Raw genomic sequence first — 20,244 nt, 5'->3', positions numbered from 1 at the left:
GGGCGACGCATGAATTACCTTTTGGCGACGCCTGGTTGACAGATGGGAAGCGCTTACCATCCTCTCAAGTGGAACGGCGGACTGTTCAGTTCCGCTTCACCCGCCCTTATCTGGCGGGCAGTTGAGAAAGCGCATACCCGTGGAGATCATCCGAAGCACGAAAGCCGTTCGGAAAGGGTGTGGCGGATACATGGGCAACAAGCCGACGGGGCCGCGAGCGGGGAATGAGGCGGAGCCCTCGCACTGGCTTCCCTCCCCGGTTCCGGTTTCCCTTCTGTCCTCGGATGGCGGAACGGCGAGCGTGTCGTACTCCGAGCCTCCGGCCGAGGCGCTGCTGACGGCGTACCGGAAGATGGTCGTCGGGCGCCGCTTCGACGAGCAGGCGACGGCGCTCGCCCGGCAGGGCAGGCTCGCGGTCCATCCCTCCAGCCTCGGCCAGGAGGCCTGCCAGGTGGGTGCCGCGCTCGCCCTGCGTGCCACCGACTGGCTGTTCCCCACCTACCGGGACTGTGTCGCGCTGGTCAGCCGCGGGATCGACCCCGTCGAGGCGCTGACGCTGCTGCGCGGGGACGCGCACTGCGGCTACGACCCGGTGCGGCACCGCACGGCACCGCAGTGCACCCCGCTGGCAACCCACGCCGTGCACGCCACGGGGCTGGCCCACGGCGAGCGGCTCAAGGGGGCGGACACGGTCGCCCTCGCGCTCGTGGGCGACGGCGCCACCAGCGAGGGCGACTTCCACGAAGCCCTCAATCTGGCGGGCGTGCTGAAGGCTCCGGTGGTGTTCCTGGTGCAGAACAACGGGTACGCCATCTCGGTCCCGCTGGCCGAGCAGTGCGCGGCACCGAGCCTGGCGTACAAGGGGGTCGGCTACGGCATCCGGTCGGAACAGGTGGACGGCAACGATGCCGCGGCCCTGCTCGCCGTGCTGACCACGGCGGTCGAGGACGCCCGGGCGGGCGGTGGGCCCTGGCTGGTCGAGGCGCACACCTACCGGATGGCCCCCCACACCAGCGCCGACGATCCCTCCCGGTACCGCACGGCTGCGGAGGCCGACGGCTGGCGGGAACGTGACCCGATCGCCCGGCTGGAGTCGGCGCTGCGCGCGCGGGGCCTGCTGACCGACGAGGGGGTGAAGAGCGCGGCCGCCGAGGCGGAGGGATACGCCACCGACGTTCGCGAACGGCTAGGGGAAGAACCGGAGTTGGACCCAGCAGCTCTCTTCGACCACGTCCTCTCGTTGCCGACCCCGCACATGGCCGATCAACAAGCCCTCCTGCGGGCCGAGTTGGAGAAATGCTGACATGACCGCGGTCGACACTGGGATGGCCCAGGCACTCAACGCCGCCCTGCGGGACGCACTGGGCGCGGACGAACGGGTCGTCGTCTTCGGCGAGGACGTCGGGCGCCTCGGCGGCGTCTTCCGGGTCACCGACGGGCTGCGGGACGCCTTCGGCGACGGCCGCTGCTTCGACACACCCGTCAGCGAGGCCGGTATCGCGGGCCTCGCGGTCGGCATGGCGATGGCGGGCTGGCGGCCGGTGGTGGAGATGCAGTTCGACGCGTTCGCGTACCCGGCGTTCGAACAGATCACCTCCCACATGGCGAAGATGCGCAACCGCACCCGCGGCGCCGTCGCACTGCCTTTGGTCGTCCGGATCCCCTACGGCGGCGGCATCGGCGGCGTGGAGCACCACAGCGACTCCAGCGAGGCGTACTACGCGCACACGGCCGGCCTGAAGGTCGTCACCCCGGCGACGGCGGCGGACGCGTACTCCCTACTACGCGAGGCGATCGACGACCCGGACCCGGTGATCTTCCTGGAGCCGAAGCGCCGCTACTGGACCAAGGAGCCCCTCCAACTCCCGGTCCGTACGGGACCGTTCGGCACCGCCGCCGTGCGCCGCGCCGGAGACGACGTCACGCTCGTCGCCTACGGCCCCTCGGTCGCCGTGGCCCTGGAAGCGGCCCGGCTGGCCGAAGCGGAAGACCTGGACGTCGAGGTGCTGGACCTGCGCACCCTCGTGCCCCTCGACGACGACGCGCTGACCGCGTCGGTGCGGCGGACCGGCCGGTGCCTGGTGGTGCACGAGGCGCAGGGCTTCGCCGGAGTCGGTGCCGAGATCGCGGCGCGGCTGCAGGAGCGGTGCTTCGACGCGCTGCGGGCGCCGGTGCTGCGGGTCACCGGGTTCGACATCCCGTATCCGCCGCCGTTGCTGGAGGACGCCCATCTGCCGGGCGTGCGCCGGGTGCTCGACGGCCTGTACCGCCTGCTGCCCGCCTCCGCGCGCCGGGCCCGGCACACCCTTGCCGCCACCGGCGCCCCCGCGGCCGGCCGTACGTTCCTCCTGCCCGACCTGGGTGAGGGGCTGGCCGAGGCGGAGGTGCTGGAGTGGAAGGTCGGCGTGGGCGATCCCGTCGAGCACGATCAGGTTGTCGCGGAGGTCGAGACGGCCAAGTCCGTGGTGACGCTGCCGAGTCCGTTCGCAGGGACCGTCACCGCCCTGCACTGCGGGGCGGGTGACGTCGTCGAGGTGGGAGCGCCGCTGCTGACCGTGCAGGAGTCGGCAGAGGCGTCCGGTTCGGGCGCCGTCCTGACCGGTTACGGCACGTCGGGCCGATCTGGTCGTCAGCCGTCACCCCGCCCGGCGATCACGACCGGGACGGCCGACGCCGTACACGCGTCGAACGATCCGGCCCGTGCGACGACGTCCGCCATGCGGATCCCGCTGGGACCCTCCGCCGACAAGTTCGTCCGCGGGCACCGCGACACTCCTGCCGTGACCATCTGGGCGGACACCGACGCCGGCAGCCTGCTCGCCGCCCGCACCACCCTCGGTACGGGCCTGATGGCCCTGCTCGCCCGGGCCTGCCTCGACGCGCTGGCCGCGTTCCCGGAGCTCAACTCCCGGGTCGATGCCGACCGTCAGGAACTCGTCCGCCATCCGCAGGTGCATCTCGGCTTCGCCGCACAGACCTCCCACGGCCTGGTCGTCCCCGTGGTCCGGAACGCCGACCGCCTCTCGCTCGACGGCCTGGCCGCCGAACTACGGCGGCTGACCGGCCTCGCCCGACGCGGTGCACTGCCCGCCGAGCACCGCACCGGCGGCACGTTCACCCTCAACAACTACGGCGGCTTCGACGTCGACGGCGCCACCCCGATCCTCAACCACCCCCAGGCGGCGATGATCGGCGTCGGCCGCATCACCGACCGCCCCTGGGTGCAGAACGGCCGCGTCGAGGTCCGCAAAGTCGTCAACGTGTCCCTGACCTTCGACCACCGGGTCTGCGACGGCGGTACGGCGGCCGGCTTCCTGCGGCACGTCGTCGCCGGCCTCGACGGTGCCGCCTGAGCGTCAAGGGCGCGGCCGGAAGAGGCTGGTCCGACTGCGGGATCTGGTTGTCGGCGATGGAGAAGGTGCCCCGGTCGGCTAGCTCCCGGGCGGCGCTCAGCAGCTGGCGGTACATCGCGCGGGCGATGCTGCCGCCAACGTGACCCGCCGTACGCCGAGTTCACGCAGGTGGTCCAGTGACAGCGTGCCGCCGTTCAGGCCCATCACCACCTTGAGCGGGCCGTCGAGTTCGCGCACCAGGATGCCGATGGTCTCGGCATCGGCGGCACCCGGCACGAACACGCAGTCCGTCCCGGCAGCCAGGTACGCGTTGGCCCGCCGGATGCACTCGTTGAGCGTGCCCCCGACCAACAGCGCGTCGGTCCGGCCGACCAGGACGAAGGGCTCGCCGGTCCCACGGCGGCGCGGGCGGACCGGATGCGGTCGGCCGCACAAGCGGCGCAACATGGTGGACAGGTGCTTCAGCCGCTTGAAGCAGTGGCGAGGCATCACCACCCGCCTCTGAGGTTCGATCGCGGGTGCGGTATCTCCGTTCCCCCTGGTCACATCCGCCGGTGCGCAGGAGTTCAGTCAGCCTTTCGCTGGTTTGGGGCCACATTGGCGGCCGCTTCGTACTCACCTCAGTGGTCCGTTGGGCAGGACGGCAAGATCACGTGGGCTGGCACCTTTGCCCGTGCAGCAGTTCATGGGAAACAGCCGCCGCGGGATTGGCCGACCATACGACGCCGGATCGCCGAGCGGCAGTACGAGGCGATCTGGGTCGAGTTGTATTCAGCGGCTCGGCGTACCCCCGTTATTTTTTCCGCGGTCCTGCAAGAGGGCCGCTGGCCTCCGGGCCCGGCATGGCTGGTCCCCCCTGTCGAACGGATGACCTGGGGGGTGATGCCACCGGGCCCGAGAGGCGTCGTTGGAGACGCTGATGAGAGGGCCGACTACCGCCTGGCCTGGCGCAACGCCCGGCCGCTTGCGGGCGGCAGGTCTGCAAAAATGTGTGAGACGAGGTGAGACGAAGAGCTCTCTGGTCGCACTGAATCCTGGCAGGTCTCCGGTGCGGCGGAACGCCCCGCTCCGACCGGCCCTGCGCAGAACTCCGGCCGGGCGGGTGCTTGCCCGTCGACGCACCGGAGGCTGGGCGGATCTCCACCCAGCCTCCATATCGGCAAGCCGTGGTGGACATCATGCGTGCGGCGTGATCCCGGCGGTTCGCCTTGCCCATCGTTTCGGGGGTGGAGCCGGGTGATCGTCACAGTGCTGGCGACCTCGGGGTGCCTGTGCAGGCGGCCTTGGTGCGCCGCCGGGGTCGGCCCACCGAACTCGGCGTCGAAGGCCGCCAGTGGCGCGGACGTCGGAGCCGCGGTGAAGGTCAGGACATCGGGGCGGGACTGGAGCGCTCTCGTCGACCCATTCGCGCAGCACCGAGAAGGGGTCCCCGGTGATGCTGGGCACCAAGTCGTGCGGATCGTGTGTCCATCGCACGGTCCGTGGTGGATCGGCAGGGATCTCCGCGTCCTCGTGCAAGGAAGCGCCGTCCGCGTCCCGTACGGCGAGGTCGGGTTCGGCGAGATGCAGGACCAACTCGCGGGCTACGGGCCGCGGGCGGCGGCCAGTGTTGAACGGCGCTGAAGAGTTCAGTTGCGCACGAAACAGTTCAGTGGTCAGTTCAGTAGCGCGGTGAACTGTTCAACGCCATACCAATCCGCGTGGCCGCCTCCGTCCCCCTCGATCCGCCTCGGCGTCTCCCTGCAGCGCTGTCACCCCCTTCACGCTCCAAGCCGACGAACTCCGCGCGAAACTGAGGCAATACGGTCGGCAATGCGTGCGCGTCGGCATCGTGTACACCTTCCAGGGCGGTGAGCGCGACGTCATGGTCTTCTCCCTCGTCGCCGGTGAAGGTATGCACGACGGTGCGATCGGCTGGGTCCACGGCCGGCTCAACTCCTCTGGAACGTCGCCATCACCCGCGCCTGCAGCCACCTCGTCATGGTCGGCGACATGCACCTGTGACACGACCGGGCCTCGCCTCGAAGACCACGCGGGAGCCAACCTGTTGCAACGCCTCTACCAGGTAATGTCCACACAGTCGGGAACGACAGCGGCGCTCGGCGAGAGCGTCCACGGCCACCCCGTCGACGTCCTGGTACGAACCCAGGACGCTGCCCGTCCACAGGCCGTCCTGCTCGACCGCGGGCCGGACGAAGGCGCTGACGCAGCACGGCACCTGCGCCTGATGCAGAGCGGTGAGGCCGATGCGGTCGTCCGCGACGTCTTGTGTCGTCCGCCGCGTCCGCGTACCGGCCGAGGCCGAGGCGCCGCTGGGCGAGTTGGGCGAGGGCGTGGTCGCGGGTGAGCGTACCGCCCGCGATCTTCGGCCAGCGGTCGAGCGGTGCCGCCTCCAGCAGGGCCTCGGCGGCCCAGCCTCCGTCGCGGGAAGATGGCCTGCATGGGGCGGAGCGGATGACAACGGCTGCAACGTCACCGTTATCCAGGGGTTCACGTCAACACGACGACTCGGTAGCGGCCGCAACCGCACGTCGGCGCCAAGGCGCTTGCCGCGCCCCGACCATTAATGGCAACATCGTATCCGTTAAAGGCTTGGGGTGCTTGACCGGGCCGATCGATCCTGGCCTGTTCCGGGGGAGTGTGCGGGCCGGCCCGGTTGCTGCACTTCTGTATGCCGCCGTCACCACACACCGTGCCGATCATCGGGCGCTGACGCAATGCGGAACTCCCTTGCTCCACGTCGGGCTCGGCAACGTAAGGGGCCGGCCGACCGTGGGAGTCGGGACTGCGTGCCGCGCGGCATGGTCGACACACGCTCTCACAACTGCCTCTGAACTGACGGGAAAGAAGTGACGTGAGAACTCATCCGCCGGCCGGGACAAACTCACCAGGCTGGGGGAACGGCATATGACTGTGTCTGGCTCGTGCGCCCGCCCATCCGAAACTCCCCCACGGGCAGGTGGGTCTCCCCGCCGGTGGACGGTTCCGCGCCGCACTGCGTTCTGGCTGGTCGCCCAGGCGTTTCACATCACGATGCTGGGTACGACCCTGCCGACACCGCTCTACCTGCTCTACCAACGGCAGATGAGTTTCTCGACCCTGACGACCACGGTGATCTTCTCGGTCTACGCTTTCAGCGTTCTCACGGCACTGGTGCTGTTCGGACAGGTCTCGGACAGTGTCGGACGCCGACGAACCCTGCTGGCCGGACTGGCATGCTCGACCCTCAGCGCGGCGGTCTTCCTGAGCGCAAATGATCTGACATTCCTGCTGACAGGACGGCTGCTGTCAGGGCTCTCCGCGGGAATCTTCACCGGCACCGCGACCGCCACGCTGATCGACCTGGCCCCCATGGGCGCGAGCGACTGGGCCACCCTGGTGGCTACCGTGGCGAACATGGGCGGGTTGGGAGCGGGCCCCGTCCTCTCCGGGACACTGGCCCAACTGTCCCCGAATCCAACCCGGTTTCCTTTCCTGGTGCACCTGACCCTGCTGGTCGCCGCGGTGGTGGGTATCTGGCTGATTCCCGAAACCGTGACGACGGTCAGGACTGGCACGCGTCTGAGGGTGACACGGCCTCGGGTACCAGCCGCGATGCGGGGCACCTTCACACGGGCGGCCACGGCCGGGTTCGCCGGATTCGCGGTGCTCGGGCTGTACACCTCCGTCGCGCCGTCCTTTCTGAGCCGACTCCTCGGCCTGTCCGCCCCGGCCCTGGCCGGAGCCGTGTCAGCACCGTGTGTGCGGCCTCGGCGCTCGGACAGATCACCCTCGTACGGCCACTGGGCCGCACCGCCCTGCCCGTGGCGTGTGCCCTACTCATCGTTGGCATGGGCCTGCTCACCGCGGGATTCACTCTGGGATCGCTCACGCTGCTGGTGGTCGCTGGTGCCGTCGCCGGACTTGGGCAAGGCATAGCATTCCGGGCGGCCATGACCATGCTCAACTCAAACACGCCCGACGGCCGGCGTGCCGAGGTCGCCTCCGCTTTCTTCATCGTGATGTACGTAGCGATCTCACTGCCCGTGATCGGTGTTGGACTGGCCGCCGACCTCGCGGGCCTGCGGGCAGCCGGGGTCGGCTTCAGTCTGGCCGTGGCCTTGCTGGCCGCGAGTGCCCTGGTCGCCCTGCGAGGACAAGACGGCAGCAGGGGAAGGTGCCTGTGACCTGCAGCGTTGTGATGTCTGAGCCGCAACCGCGGCGCCCCCGGCAGTCCACACCCAACCGGCGATATCCAAAGCGGATACGGTGTTGCTGTTATGGTGCTGGCCGAGGAGGTGGACGTTCAGTGGCAGCAGCGGGTCCTGTGCGAGCGACCACGGCATCGGGTCGGGGCCCAGGGCGTCCGCCCGTGCCGCTGGAACGCATCGTCGCTACCGCACTGCAGATCGTGGACGATGAAGGGGTCGACGCTCTCTCGATGCGGACGCTGGCCCAGCGCCTGGGCTCGGGCACGGCGACCCTGTACCGGCATTTCGACAACCGGGCAGCGCTGGTCGCCCATGTCGTGGACCGCATGTTCGGCGCCGTGGAACTGAAGGGCGACGAACTCCTCGCGATGGGCTGGCAGCAAGCACTGCGGACGGTCGCGCACACCATGTTCGAGGCCCTGGCCCGGCACCGGAACGCGGCCCGCCTGATGGTCGAGGAGATTCCCCTGGGGCCGAACGCCATGGCGCTGCGGGAGCACTGCGTCGCGGCGCTGCTCGACAGCGGCTTCCCGCCGCGACTGGCCGCGCATGCCTTCGCCACCCTCTCCCGCTACGTCCTCGGATTCGCCATGCAGGTCAACGGTCATGGCGGCGGGCAACTCGACGACGCGCAACTCTCCGCCGTCTTTCAGAGCGTCGATCCAGCCTTGTTCCCGGCAACGGTCACCGTCGCCGAGTCGATGCCCGTTCCGATCGAGGACGAGTTCTCCTTCGGACTCGAACTGCTTCTCAGCGGGCTTGCCCACTTGCGCGACGACGCCTGACCAGCCAGGACGATGCGAACCTGAGGCCGCCCGCATACGGGGTCATCTCGGTCGGCACGTCGTGCGTCGCGCTGCTGGTGCTGAGCGCCTGATCTCGTGTGGTCGGCGGCTCGTCAGCGGAAGGCGAAGTGCTCGGCGTGGAGATGCTGGCGGGGGACGCCCTGGCGATGGAGGGCGCGAGTGAGGTTTTCGATCATGGAGGCGGGGCCGCAGAGGAAGACGTGCGTGTCGGGGGTGATCGGTCCGGCCTGGGCCTGGATCCTTTCGGCGGTCAGACGGCCGTGGCTGCGGCTGAACGTCGGATGGAGCCGGAACTCGGGGCGGTGTGCTGCCGCTGCGGTGAGTTCGGGGAGGAACGGCGCGTCTTCGGCAGTGGGGGCGCAGTAGAAGAGGTCGGTGCGGGGCGGCGCTGCACCGGGGTGGGTGAGCCAGCCGAGGAAGGGCGCGATACCGATGCCCCCGGCGATCCATATCTGCCGGGGTCCGCCGAGGGTGTGGTCGAACATGCCGTAAGGACCCTTGAGGGTTGCCGGGTGTCCTTCACTTAGGTCCGTGTAGAGGCGGCGTGTACCGCGGCCCAGGGCACGGATGGTGAGGCGTACCGAGCCGTCGGCTTGCGTTCCTGCGACGCTGAAGGGGTGTTCGTGCCAGCTGCCGACGCGCAGGTAGACGAACTGGCCCCCTGTCACGGGAAGGGTCGTCTCGCCGGTGGGCGTGAGGGTGAGGTCGAGGATGTCGGATGTCGGCCGCTCGACACGGTGGATGGTGTAGTCCGCCCGGGGTTCCCTGTGCCGTAGCACCAGTTCGTCGTAGGTGTAGGCGGTCATGCCAATGGTGGCCATGCTGACGTAGATCGCCAGGAGGGGCGTGGATCCGTTGATGATGAGATCGAGGAACCAGCCGTGCAACAGCGCCGACAGAAGCAGCAGGCCGGTGAGGCGATGCAGGAACAGCCAGCGCTCGTAGGGCAGTCGGAGGATGCGGCCGACCTGGCCGAGTGAGATGAGGACGAGCAGCAGCAGGCCGATGGCGGAGACGGCACCGAGGAGATGGCCCATCCCTACCGATGCGGCCCGGTGGGCGTAGCCGTACTGGCTCCCGTCGAGACCGGAGAAGAAGTGGAGGAGCAGGTGGGGGGTGAGCAAGAGAATGGACCATACGGCGTACAGCTTGTGCTGACGGTACATGCGGTCCAGGCCGCCGAACCACTGCTCCAACCACATCAGGCGGGTGGCCAGTACCAGGGTGCAGGACATCAGGTAGACGGACAGGACGCCGGCGAACTCGCCAACGAAATAGACAGCGCTGAGGCCCTCGGGCCGGAGCCAGTCCCAGGCCAGATAGAGCATGACCGCCCCGGTCGTGACCGACAGGGGTCCGACGTGGCGCTTCTTCAGGCGCGCATCCAAGGGGGCGCGTGCGATCCGGATGGCGTAGATCGCTATCACGATCAGGACGGGCATCGTCTACCCCTCGGGGGTGGCACTGTGGACGAAGGGGCGCTGGTGAAGGCAGGGCGGACCGTGCGGTCGAGGCTTGAGCGCCCTCGAGCCCAGGCGTTTCCCGCCATCTCTAATATTGGCTACAACGTAGCCGTTTAGCTGGTTTGGGTCCAGTGGTGCAATCGGATGCCCATCAGCCAGCCCATCCACAGCGCTTCAGGCGAACAAGGCCGCGAGGTATGAGACGACAAGCACCGCGCACACGATGGCGGGCGCGAGTCTGGCAACCGGGTCGCCCTTGCGCAGGTGTACGACCACAGCTTCGGCGAGCAGCAGGAGAAGCCCTGCCCCCGCGAGGCCGCCGAGCGGCGGCATGGCGAGGCCGAGCGCCACGCCGGCGACTCCTGCCAGTTGCAGCACGCCGATGCGGCGGTAGGCGGCGACGGAGAAGCCGGTCTCGGCGGCCAGCTCGCGCGCCTTCGGCAATGCGAGTGCATTGAGCACTCCGAGCGCCCCGAAGATCAAGGCGATGGCGCAGGCGAGGGTGATGGCGAGGGTCATGAGGTATCTCCAGGGTGCCGGCGTCGTGGCGGCATGGACGTCCAGGGTGACGGCCTGATGGCGGGCGGGTCGCCGCGAGACCGTTATGGGATGTGACGGGCGCGGTCGATTCGCCGACCAGGTGCATCGCTCGGCGCCCAGACGGACGATTCGGTCGATCGATCGGGGCAGCGGCTCACCCTAGCGCAATAACGGCAACATCGTAACCGTTATGATGGTAGGCGAAGCGGACCGCATCGCGGCGCCAAGAAGGAGAGCCAGACATGAGCAGTCCCCAGATGCACGTAGTCGCCGCGTTCATGCGGTTGGCCCTCAAAGGCAAGGCGGCCCCGGACCCCGTGGCCGCGTCGAAGAAGCCACCTCGTCCGCCCGCCAAACTGGTACAGCGGCACGACGTGAACTCGCGCCGCATCGACGGTTTCGAATGCCACACCGTCAGTCCGCGCGGGCGCCGGGCGGAGCGAACGGTCCTCTATCTGCACGGCGGCGCCTACATCAGGCACCTCTCGCCCCGGCACTGGCAGTTGATCTCGCAGCTCGTGGACGCCGGTGTACGAGTCGAGGTGGCGCACTACGGGCTGGCGCCGAAGTACACCTACCGTGACGCCTATCCCTTCGTCACTGCCGTCTACCGCGACCTGCTCGGCGACCCGGACGCCGGCCAGGTCACGATCATGGGCGACTCCGCCGGCGCGGGCTTGGCTCTGGGCGTGGCGCAGAGCCTGGTCGGCTCGGGTCTGCCCCAGCCGGCCCGGGTAGTACTGATCTCCCCCTGGCTGGATCCGACTCTGACCAACCCTGCGATTCCCGAGGTCGAAGCCCGAGATCCGTTCCTCACCACCAGCAGTCTGCTCGCGGCCGCACGTGGCTGGGCCGGCGGGGACGACCCCGCCCAACCCCGGCTCAGTCCCGTCAATGGCCCGCTTGCCCCCCTGGCGCCCATCGACGTCTACATCGGCACTCGCGACTTGTGCTACCCGGACGTCCGGCGCCTGGAAGAACGGGCTGCGGCGGAAGGGGCGGCCGTGAATGTCATCGTGTGTGACGGGGCTGTCCATGCCTACCCGCTCGTTCCCGCTCCCGAGGGGCATGCCGCGGTCCGCGCCATCGTGCGGTCCGCGGCCTCCCGAGCGGGTTGAGAGGCGATCTTCGTCAGAGGAAGACGGTCGAGCTGGGCGTCTGCCTCTTCTGCTGTGTCGGGTCAGGTACGGGCGGCAAGCCTGGCTTCGACGCCGTCGAGAAGTGACTGCAGTCCGAAGGACACATACGGGCGAGGGGTGGCTGCGAGGGCGGCGCCGATCGTGAACGTGACGACGCTCTGGGCGGCTTGCTCGGCATCCCGCCTGGTGAGGCCGGACGCCTCGCAGACCGCGAGCAGGTGCTCGTCATGGCGGTTTCTGGCCGGGCCGTCGAGAGGCTGGATGGTCATGGCGGCCAGCAGCCAGGGGTGCCTGAGAAGCATCGAACGCAGGTTGTCGGCCATGGCCAGGAGGGCCGGACGCCATTCGAGGCCGTCGAGAGCGGGGAGAGGTGTCTGCCCCCAGACGGTGTCAGCGGCCAGCAGGAGCAGATCGTGTCGGCTTTTGATGTGCCAGTAGAGTGCCGCCGCGGTGATGCCGAGGCGGCTGCCGAGTCTTCGCATGGCGAGACTCTCGATGCCGCCCTCGTCCAGAAGGGCGATGGCCGCCCGGATGATCTGCTCCTGGTGCAGGGCGTCGCGGGGCATGCCCGCGGTAGTCGGCATGGGGCTGCTCACGGCACCTTCTTGCTGTGGGAACGAGGCCGCGGTGTGCGGCTCTTCGGGCGCGTGGCCATCGCGCCGACGCGGACGGGGTGTCATGCGCGTCGGCGCGGTTCATGCGTGGGGGCCGTTGCGGTGTGTCAGCCGGGAGAGCCCGCGGGCCTGATGCTGCGCAGCAGCCGTTCTCCGGACTCGCGCAGCTGGTCCTTGACCTCGTCGAGGCCGGATGCGAGCAGGGCGTGATCGCGTTTGCGCCAGGTGCCGGCGACCATCACGGCTTCGATGTTGGCGATGTCGGCGTGCAGGACCGTGGCGATGGGGTCGTGCGCCGGCCACAGGTTGAGCGCCCGGGCGTCGACGGCGACCAGGTCGGCCTGCATGCCCGCCTCGATCCGGCCCACCTTGTCCGCCAGGCCCAGTGCCTTCGCTCCTTCGACGGTGGCCCAGGCAAGCGCCTGTTTGCTGGTGACGGACGGTGTGTTGGCGTACGTGCCGGTCGTCTGCCGGTGGTGGGCGTGGTCCAGGCTGCGCTGGTGGGCCAGCGCGATCCGGGCCGCGGTGAGGACCGTGCCGGGTACGGCGGTGTCGATGTCGGTGCCCACGGAGGGTGCCGCGTCCAGGCTCAGCAGGGGTCCCGTGATGGGTGTGCCGTGACCTTGGCCCAGTTCGTTCTCCGGGGTGGTGGTGAAGGTGACGCCCGCCTCGACCAGCGTCTTCAGCCAGTCCTCGGGCAGGTCAACTCCGTGCACGACGTTGGTCAGGGGGCTGAACAGCCCGGCGTCGCGTACGGCATCCCAGCCGGGTGAGGGTTCGCCGCCGCTCTGGTGCATCGAGACGACGAGACCGCGTTCCGCGCCGGCCTGGAAGTCGGCCACCGCGGTCTCGACGGAGGAGTATTGCGGCCCCTGGAGGGCCATGCCCAAGGTGAGGAGGGCGTGGTCACGGACGGGGCCGTCGAGCAGCCGGTCGATCTCGGCGAGAGGGTGGGGTGTGTCCGGCGAGCGGTAGGGAGTGCCGTGCAGGAAGACGGCGCGGATCCCGGCCTGGAGCAGTCCCTCGACGGCCGCGTCGGCGTGCTCGGGCGACAGGGCGTTGTGACACCAGTCGCCGAGGGTGGTCGTACCGCAGTTGAGCTGGTTCAGGGCGCCGGCGAGATTGCTGATGTGCATGTCGGCCGGGGTGTAGTGCCCGACGCACTCGCCGTGCAGGTGGGTGAGGTACTCCATCAGCGTCCAGTCGGCGCCCGCGGAGCGCAGCGCGGTCTGCCAGGTGTGCAGATGGGCGTTGACCAGACCGGGGATGATGACGCGGCCGGAGAAGTCGACGACCTCGGCGTCGGGCGCCTCGATGGTTTCGCCGACGGCGGCGATGGTCTCGCCGTCGACGAGGATGTCGGCGTGCTCGGCGTCCGGCCGGTTCGGCATCATCGTGATGACCTGCCCCCCGCGCAGCAGTATGCGGCTCATTCAGTGGCCCCCGAACCGAGGGAGGTGTGGCTCGGCTGGGACATGGTGCGGCTCCTTGCCTGCGGCGTCATTGCCTGCACGGCGGCTTGTGTGGTGGTGAGGAAGTCCCGAGTGGCGATGTGTCCGATGTAGCCGTCGGGACGGATCAGCAGCAGCGTGTCGCCGGTCAGGCCGTAGGCGCTGCGCAGCATGTTCTCGGGGTCGGAGAAGCTCGCGGAGGGCCCGACGGTGAGCCGCTTCAGCCGGGCGCCCGTCGTCGGCCAGTCGAGGAGTTCGAGGTCCCGGGCGGCGCCGGAGCCGTAGGCGATGGCGGTGAAGTGCGGTCCCTGGAAGAGGGTGAACAGGCGGGTCTCGGCGCCGTCGGCGCCGAGCAGTCGGGCGTCCGGGGCGCGGTCGCCCACGTGCAGCGTGCTGGTCTCGCTACTGTGCGCGGGGGCGAGCGGGCCGCCGTAGTAGGTCAGGGCGAGCTGCTGCTCGTCCTTGCCACGCTTCATGCTGGAGGGGTCCAGCTTGGCGATGCCGCCCCACTTCTCCGTGGACAGGCCCAGGACCCCGGCGGCGATCGGCTGCCGCTCGGCCTCGTAGGTGGCAAGGAGGGCCGGGTCGGCTCCGGCGAGGACCTGGCCGAGCTTCCAGCCGAGGTTGTAGCCGTCCTGCATACCGGTGTTCAAGCCCTGGGCACCGGCCGGGGTGTGGACGTGCGCGGCGTCGCCGACGAGGAAGACACGTCCGCGGCCGTAGTGCTGCGCAAGACGGATGTTCGGCCGGAACACGGACTTCCAGTGGATCTCGTGCAGCTGGATGTGCCGGTTGCGGGTGTGGGAGTGGATGCGGTCGATGATGGCGCCGATCTCCTGGGGCGGCTTCTCGTCGGGCGTGAGCCGGATCATCCACTGGAACATGTCGCTGTCGGGGAGCGGGCAGGCACCGATGAGCTTGCCGCCGAGGCCGGGCCACATGTGCCATCGGTTGCGGGCCAGGCCACTGACGGAGGCGTCCACGATCAGCACGCGGTCGGCCTCGTCCGTCGTCCCGGCGAAACCGATGTCGAGCTGCTTGCGCACCGCACTGGAGCCGCCGTCGGCCCCCACGGCATAGCGGGCGACGATCTCCTCGGCCCCGTCCGCGCCCACCACCGTGGCGGTCACCGTGTCCTCGTCCTGCGTCAGCTCGGTCAGTTCCTTGCTGAACTCGACCTCGCGGCCGAGGTCACTGAGCCGGGCGTGCAGGGCGCGGTCCGTGCGGAACTGCGGGATCAGCCAGGTGTTCGGGTACGGGACGTCCGGGGTTGCCTCTTTGCGGGGGAACATCTTCCACGGCACACCGATGGGCCCCGCGTGGATCCCGAGCTTGGGATAGACGTCGCCGCCGGCCAGCACGTCGTCGAGAGCACCGAGGTCTTCGAGGACTTCGAGGCTGCGGGGCTGGATGCCCTTGGCGCGCGAGCCGTCGAAAGCGTGGGGGGACCTGTCGACGATCCGGACGTCGAGTCCGCGGCGTACGAGATCGATCGCCAAGGCGGAGCCCGAGGGGCCGGCACCGATGATCAGTACATCGATGGCCTGCGGACGGTTCATGAGTCGAGCCTTTCGGTGCATGCGGACACGAACGGGACGAGCTGATCGGCGACGTCGCGAGGCCGTTCGAATGGAGCCATATGCCCGCATTTATTGATCACGTGATGTTTCTGAGGTTTCAGCAGGGCGCGTGCCGTGTCGAAGTGCACCAGCGGTGTGACGGCGTCCTCGTCGCCCCACAGCAGCAGCGTCGGAATGCCCAGTGCCCCCGTCCGCCGGAAGAGGTCGTCACGGCCGGTGAAAGGCAGGTGCTGCAGAGTGTCGAAGACTGCGTACAGCGAGCCCTCGAAGCGGAGGGAGCCGAGGACCATCCCGGTCAGCTTCGCGCCGAGCTCGGGGTCCCGGACGTTGTGCCCCAAGTGCCCCTGGAGTATCTGACGGCCACGGCGCCGGGCGACGAAGCCGGCCAGCAGGTCGCTGCGCAGCAGCCGGTCGGGGGAGGTCGACTGCGGTTTCGCGAGACCGGCGGGTCCAACGATGGTGAGAGTGGACACCGACGAGCGGTACTGGGCGGCGTACGTCATGCTGACGAGCGCGCCCATGGAGGTGCCGACCAGGTGCAGGGGCCGCGCCGTCAGGCCGAGCCGGTCCGTCAGCTCGGCCAGCTGCCGCGTGAACAGCGTCTCGTCGTATCGCGCCTGTACCCGGTCGGAGTAGCCGCGGCCGTAGGCGCTGCAGGCCAGCGTGCGCAACCCGTGGGCATGCAGCTCGCTGACGAGACCGTCCCAGTAGAACAGCGGGATGGTCAGACCGCCCGCCATCAGAACCACATCCCCGCCCTCGGGCCCCGTCAACTCGTAGTGGGTGACGCCGTCGGACAGCTCGATGAAACTGCCGCGCAGCGCCTTGCGCGAGTCGGCGGTGAGCTTGCGGTCCTCGCCCGAGGCGACGAAGTACTTCACGGAACGGGCCTCCTTGCCCTCAGTTCGCGGGAGTGTCGGCGCAGGAGCCGAGGAACTTCGCGATCGCGTCCGCGACCCACTGCGGCTCCTCCTCCGGCAGCAGATGTCCGCCGTGGGGGTGAACGAGCTCCTGGGCGCCGGGGATGTCGCGGGCGAAGTGCTGGCCGTCGATGCTCGCGCTGCGCAGCACCAGCGTGGGCACCGTGATGCGAGGGATCTGCGCGCTGCGGTCCGGCTGGCCGGTGTTGCAGAAGTCGACGAAGGCCGAGCGGTTACCGGGGCGGCTCATGAGCTGATGGGCGCGGTCCACCATGGCGTCGTCCACGATCTGCGCATATGGCCCGACGGCGTCGCGCAGGTTGCGTTCGAGTGCCCCGCGCGGCATCACCCGCCTCAGCAGGGGCCGCACCAGCGGGTTGCGGGTCAGGCGCATCCCCGCGGGCACCGTCTTCTCCGGGTAGCCGGTGGCATTGACCAGTACCAGGCCGGTCAGCCGCTCCGGATGATCCAGCGCGAGGTTCCAGGCGATGTTGCCGCCCAGGGAATTGCCGGCCACCGCGTAGCGCGGCACGCCCAGCGCCTCCAGGAAGCCCGCCACCGTCGCGGCGTACGCCGGGATGCGGTAGTCGCGGTCCTCGCGCGGGCCCGTCAGCCCGAACGCCGGCAGGTCGGGACGGATGACATCGAACGAATCCCACAGCAGATCCGCCACGCGGTCGAAGTGCTGCAGGGATGAGGCACTGCCGTGCAGCAGCACGAGTGACGGGCCGTGCCCAGCACGCTTGTAGTGGATCCGCAGACCGTCCACCTCGACAAACCGGGAATCGGGCTGGGGCTCAGACCAGGTACTCATAATGGATACACTGTTACCGATATGACGGTCGTGTCAAGAGGAAGTCCCCGCGACTTACGGCGACGGTGATCTTGAGCGAGGATGTGGATCAGTGGGTACGCCGCGCTGCCGGTCGTCCGCCGGTCCCGCCGGACCGGATCGCGAGATGTAACAAGCCCTCGGGCTTGCCCACTTCTAAGGCCGCACCTGCAATGGATGGTTGTACTTGATGACTGAGGGTGCGCTCGGCGGCACGGACTGGTCGCTGCGCGTCGGTCCCGGACGGAGGTGGCGCGGGCCAGTGGGCAACATGGGCGGATGGATTCGTGAGCTCGCGCCGCGCGGCCGGAATGTGTTGTCCCGGTCGGTGCTGCCCTCGGCCCAGGTCAACCGCCTCGTCGACCGGGTCGGCGCGGGTCCGGTGGGCTGGGCCGTCGAACTTGCCCAGGGCATGACTGATCACGTGACCACGCAGATCCCGCAGCTTGGCGTGGACGGCCTCGTGCAGGAGCTGTGGAAGGGATGTGAGGCCGTCGCGTTGAGCATCGTGGCTGCGCTGGCCGAGAATACCGAGGTCAGGCCGGAGCCTCCGGCGGAAGCGCTCACGGGCGCTGTGGAGGCTGTGGGCCGGGGAGTCGGTATCGAGTACCTGTTGCAAAGCGTCCAGCTCGCTCATGCGTACGCCGTCAGGGAGCTCCTGGCCGAGGCCGAACGACACCTGCCTGCCTACGACCGCTTCGCGGCGGTGGCGCATGTCTCGGAGGTGCTGTTCGCGATCGTCAACCAGCTGTCCGCCGAGATGACTCGCGAGTTCTCCCGGGCGCACGCCGCCTGGGTGACCAGTTCGGCCGCGGTGCGCATGGAACTGGTGCAGGAGGTCCTCGACGGAAAGCCGGTCGTTGCCGATCATGCGCACCTCGTCCTGGGCTACGACCTCACCCGCCGGCACACCGCCTTGGTGGTGTGGGCTGACGACCTCGAACAGGCCGATCCCGGCCGGTTGGCAGGGTGCGCCGAGCAGCTGCTGAGGGCGGGCGGAGCGACGGGCACCTTGATCCTGCCTGTCGGCCGGCAACGGGTGTGGGCGTGGGGGTCCAGTGTCCACGGTGCTTCGGTGGCGCCGCCGACGTCGACGGGCATGCCCCGGTCCGGGATTCGGGTAGCGGCCGGGCTGCCCGAGTCCGGCGTCGAGGGGTTCGCGTTCAGTCACGGTCAGGCCCTCGATGCTGTCCGGGTCGGGATGCTGTCCCGCACCGACCGATGGCTGTTCGACTACGCCGAGCTCGACGTGATCGCCATGCTCAGCACGCATCTCGACGAGGCGCGCCGGTTCGTGCGCCGTGAGCTGGGTGGACTCGCGGGATCCGGGGAGCCTGTCACCACCCTGCGCACCACCCTCAAGTGCTACCTGGACACGGAACGAAGCCTGAACACGACGGCTCAACTGTTGCACGTCGCGCGTAACACGGTTGCGTACCGCATCCAGCGGGCCGAGCAGCTGCGGGGCCGGGAGATCAAGGTCCGGCGGATGCAACTTCAGGTTGCGCTGGCGCTCGCGGAGGAGTTCGGCGACCTCGTGTTGAGCGAACAGGCCACGCCGCGCTGACGACGCTGACGGCCCGAGATTGGACTTCGGTCCAATCGGCGGCGGGCCGGTTTGCACCACGGACCGAGCGCCGCCAAGGCTGTGTCCGCTGCACTGTCGGCATGTACTTCGGCTACTGGACGCGATCGCTCACACCGGCGCCAGCCTCGCTGGTCTCCCGCCGCGCCGCGAAGGAACGCGCATGGTGATCCACCTCGCCCGCTACCGCCTCGACGACGAGATCCGGTGGGCGACCGTCGGCGACGGTGGGCTGTCGCCACTGGCGGGCAGCTACGCCTCGACCTCGGACCTCATCCGTGACGGCGCCGACGACTGGCGGTCGGCTGTTGAGCGGCCTGCCCGAGTGCCAACCGAGTCGGTGGAGCTGCTGTCCCCGGTGACCACGCCCTGCCGCGTCCTGTGCCAGGGCGCCAACTACCGGCAGCACGCGATCGAGTCCGGGATGGATCCCGACGCGCGGCCCTTCAACCTGTTCTTCGACAAGACCGACGCCGCGGTCACCGGTCCCGACACGCCCGTCACCCGGCCGCCCCACGTGCGGCTGCTCGACCACGAGATCGAGCTCGCCCTGGTGCTGCGCAAGCAGGTCACCCAGCCGGAGACCGTCACCGCCGAGAATCTCCACGAGTACGTCTTCGGCATCACCATCGCCAACGACCTCTCCGCCCGCGACGTCCAGCTCCCGCAGGGCCAGTACCTCAAGGGCAAGAGCTACCGCGGCTTCTGCCCGGTCGGGCCCTATCTCGCGGTCCCCGAGCCGGGCGAGTTCCCGCTCCTGGACGACCTGGAACTGCGCCTGGAAGTCAACGGCGAGCTCCGCCAGCACGACAGCACCCGCAACCTGCTCTACCGGCCCGCTGAGACTCTCACCGAGCTGACCACGTTCTGCGACCTCAGTCCGGGAGACCTGCTGCTCACCGGCACCCCCCATGGCTGTAGCGCGACCACCCCGCCGGCGCTGGTCCGCCGCCTGGCCACGGCACTGCTACCCGAGGACAGGCTCTGGCGGATGTTCATCCGATCCAACCTCCGCAAGCCCTACCTCCAGCCCGGTGACCTCGTGACCGCGAGCATTCGCAGCCCCGACGGCTCCGTCGACCTCGGCCGCCAGCACACCACCATCACCACATCCTGAAAGGACCGATCATGGAAGCCGCCAAAGAAGCCGGCACCCACAGGCCCGCGTACGACACCGCGCCGGCCTTCGTCGCGCACTGGGTCGTCAAGACCGCCCGCCGCGACGAGATGATCACGTGGTATCGCGTGGTCTTCGGCGCCCGCGTGGTTCACGAGGGCCGGCAGGTCACCTTCCTCAGCTGGGACCACGAACATCACCGGCTGGCGCTGGTCACGGTGCCGTCTGTCCTGCGATACCTCTTCCCGCTGGCACGGCTGCGGCGCAAGCTTTACGGGATCGACCACCTCGCCGTCCAGTTCACCTCGCTCGAACGCCTGATCACCACCTACGAGCGACTCAAGCGAGCGGGCATCCGTCCGGTCTGGTCCATCAACCACGGGCCGACCACCTCGCTGTACTACGAGGACCCCGACGGTATCCGCCTGGAGTTCCAGGTGGACAACTTCCCCACCGCTGAGGCCACTGCCGCCTTCTTCGCCGGCGAGGAGTTCGCCGCCAACCCGATCGGCACCGAGTTCGACCCGGACTACCTGCTCGAGCGGCTGCGCCGCGGCGACGACCCGGCCGAGCTGCTGCAGCCCGGCGCGGGCACCCCGCCCGGCACCACGCCACGGGCCAACAGGCGGGCGATCACCTGGAAGACTCTCTAGG

General features: G+C 69.2%; 18 protein-coding genes. 9 read left to right on the top strand and 9 right to left on the bottom strand.

What is annotated here, in order from left to right; translation table 11 throughout:
- Nucleotides 1–190: 190 nt before the first annotated feature.
- Together IH68_RS0103675 and IH68_RS59380 are read left to right on the top strand one after the other, a co-directional pair.
- Nucleotides 191–1,303, top strand: a complete 1,113-nt coding sequence (locus IH68_RS0103675; protein ID WP_051833152.1) for a thiamine pyrophosphate-dependent dehydrogenase E1 component subunit alpha — start codon at nucleotides 191–193, stop codon at nucleotides 1,301–1,303.
- 1 nt (nucleotide 1,304) lies between these two features.
- Nucleotides 1,305–3,353 carry a 2-oxo acid dehydrogenase subunit E2 gene (locus IH68_RS59380; RefSeq protein ID WP_037884510.1) on the top strand — a complete coding sequence of 683 codons (2,049 nt, stop codon included), beginning with the start codon at nucleotides 1,305–1,307 and terminating at the stop codon, nucleotides 3,351–3,353.
- A gap of 96 nt (nucleotides 3,354–3,449) precedes the next feature.
- Here the strand turns inward: IH68_RS59380 and IH68_RS57760 are convergent, their stop codons facing one another.
- Entirely contained in the window at nucleotides 3,450–3,842 is a 393-nt protein-coding gene (locus tag IH68_RS57760; RefSeq protein WP_420718969.1) for an isocitrate lyase/phosphoenolpyruvate mutase family protein, read from the bottom strand.
- A gap of 1,171 nt (nucleotides 3,843–5,013) precedes the next feature.
- Nucleotides 5,014–5,277 carry a hypothetical protein gene (locus tag IH68_RS56250; RefSeq protein ID WP_159403637.1) on the bottom strand — a complete coding sequence of 88 codons (264 nt, stop codon included), beginning with the start codon at nucleotides 5,275–5,277 and terminating at the stop codon, nucleotides 5,014–5,016.
- Between the two features lie 1,109 nt (nucleotides 5,278–6,386).
- On the opposite strand from IH68_RS56250, the gene IH68_RS49565 reads away from it, so the two are divergent.
- The 3 genes from IH68_RS49565 (at nucleotide 6,387) to IH68_RS0103655 (ending at nucleotide 8,328) form a co-directional block, all read left to right on the top strand.
- Nucleotides 6,387–7,271, top strand: coding sequence for an MFS transporter (locus tag IH68_RS49565; RefSeq protein ID WP_234341180.1), 885 nt, complete (start codon nucleotides 6,387–6,389; stop codon nucleotides 7,269–7,271).
- A gap of 14 nt (nucleotides 7,272–7,285) precedes the next feature.
- Nucleotides 7,286–7,519, top strand: coding sequence for a hypothetical protein (locus IH68_RS57750; protein ID WP_234341179.1), 234 nt, complete (start codon nucleotides 7,286–7,288; stop codon nucleotides 7,517–7,519).
- A 185-nt stretch (nucleotides 7,520–7,704) separates the two neighbouring features.
- On the top strand, nucleotides 7,705–8,328 hold the full coding sequence (locus IH68_RS0103655; RefSeq protein WP_030928186.1) for a TetR/AcrR family transcriptional regulator: 624 nt from the start codon (nucleotides 7,705–7,707) through the stop codon (nucleotides 8,326–8,328).
- Nucleotides 8,329–8,441: 113 nt separating this feature from the next.
- Here the strand turns inward: IH68_RS0103655 and IH68_RS0103650 are convergent, their stop codons facing one another.
- Both IH68_RS0103650 and IH68_RS0103645 read right to left on the bottom strand, forming a co-directional pair.
- Entirely contained in the window at nucleotides 8,442–9,791 is a 1,350-nt protein-coding gene (locus IH68_RS0103650) for a ferric reductase-like transmembrane domain-containing protein (RefSeq protein WP_030928184.1), read from the bottom strand.
- A 195-nt stretch (nucleotides 9,792–9,986) separates the two neighbouring features.
- Nucleotides 9,987–10,331, bottom strand: a complete 345-nt coding sequence (locus IH68_RS0103645; RefSeq protein WP_030928182.1) for a DoxX family protein — start codon at nucleotides 10,329–10,331, stop codon at nucleotides 9,987–9,989.
- Nucleotides 10,332–10,594: 263 nt separating this feature from the next.
- Between IH68_RS0103645 and IH68_RS0103640 the strand changes: the two genes are divergently transcribed.
- Nucleotides 10,595–11,470: an alpha/beta hydrolase fold domain-containing protein gene (locus IH68_RS0103640; protein WP_030928180.1), complete on the top strand. Its 876-nt coding sequence runs from the start codon at nucleotides 10,595–10,597 to the stop codon at nucleotides 11,468–11,470.
- Nucleotides 11,471–11,532: 62 nt separating this feature from the next.
- On the opposite strand, the gene IH68_RS0103635 is transcribed toward IH68_RS0103640, so the two are convergent.
- The 5 genes from IH68_RS0103635 to IH68_RS0103615 all read right to left on the bottom strand — a co-directional run bounded on the left by IH68_RS0103635 (nucleotide 11,533) and on the right by IH68_RS0103615 (nucleotide 16,870).
- The gene (locus IH68_RS0103635; protein WP_199931834.1) at nucleotides 11,533–12,075 is read right to left on the bottom strand and encodes a TetR/AcrR family transcriptional regulator C-terminal domain-containing protein; all 543 of its coding nucleotides are present in this window, start codon (nucleotides 12,073–12,075) and stop codon (nucleotides 11,533–11,535) included.
- Nucleotides 12,076–12,212: 137 nt separating this feature from the next.
- Nucleotides 12,213–13,538 (bottom strand): amidohydrolase family protein, encoded by a 1,326-nt coding sequence (locus tag IH68_RS0103630; protein ID WP_030928175.1) that lies wholly within the window; start codon nucleotides 13,536–13,538, stop codon nucleotides 12,213–12,215.
- Nucleotides 13,535–15,115 carry an FAD-dependent oxidoreductase gene (locus IH68_RS0103625; protein ID WP_030928172.1) on the bottom strand — a complete coding sequence of 527 codons (1,581 nt, stop codon included), beginning with the start codon at nucleotides 15,113–15,115 and terminating at the stop codon, nucleotides 13,535–13,537. Before IH68_RS0103625 ends, IH68_RS0103630 begins: the two co-directional genes overlap by 4 nt.
- On the bottom strand, nucleotides 15,112–16,017 hold the full coding sequence (locus tag IH68_RS0103620; RefSeq protein ID WP_030928168.1) for an alpha/beta fold hydrolase: 906 nt from the start codon (nucleotides 16,015–16,017) through the stop codon (nucleotides 15,112–15,114). The genes IH68_RS0103625 and IH68_RS0103620 overlap by 4 nt, the downstream gene beginning before the upstream one ends.
- Nucleotides 16,018–16,036: 19 nt before the next feature.
- Nucleotides 16,037–16,870 (bottom strand): alpha/beta fold hydrolase, encoded by an 834-nt coding sequence (locus tag IH68_RS0103615; RefSeq protein WP_030928165.1) that lies wholly within the window; start codon nucleotides 16,868–16,870, stop codon nucleotides 16,037–16,039.
- 289 nt (nucleotides 16,871–17,159) lie between these two features.
- Between IH68_RS0103615 and IH68_RS0103610 the strand changes: the two genes are divergently transcribed.
- The 3 genes from IH68_RS0103610 (at nucleotide 17,160) to IH68_RS0103600 (ending at nucleotide 20,243) form a co-directional block, all read left to right on the top strand.
- Nucleotides 17,160–18,455, top strand: coding sequence for a PucR family transcriptional regulator (locus IH68_RS0103610; RefSeq protein WP_037884541.1), 1,296 nt, complete (start codon nucleotides 17,160–17,162; stop codon nucleotides 18,453–18,455).
- A 181-nt stretch (nucleotides 18,456–18,636) separates the two neighbouring features.
- Complete coding sequence (locus IH68_RS0103605) at nucleotides 18,637–19,590, top strand: fumarylacetoacetate hydrolase family protein (RefSeq protein ID WP_030928161.1); 954 nt, start codon at nucleotides 18,637–18,639, stop codon at nucleotides 19,588–19,590.
- Between the two features lie 11 nt (nucleotides 19,591–19,601).
- Nucleotides 19,602–20,243 carry a VOC family protein gene (locus IH68_RS0103600; protein ID WP_051833146.1) on the top strand — a complete coding sequence of 214 codons (642 nt, stop codon included), beginning with the start codon at nucleotides 19,602–19,604 and terminating at the stop codon, nucleotides 20,241–20,243.
- The last annotated feature ends 1 nt before the right edge of the window (nucleotide 20,244 follow it).

The organism is Streptomyces sp. NRRL S-646 (genome assembly GCF_000720765.1).
Classification (GTDB): domain Bacteria; phylum Actinomycetota; class Actinomycetes; order Streptomycetales; family Streptomycetaceae; genus Streptomyces.
The sequence above is the reverse complement of the archived record's forward strand: the minus strand, read 5'-3'. Positions and strand labels throughout refer to the sequence as shown.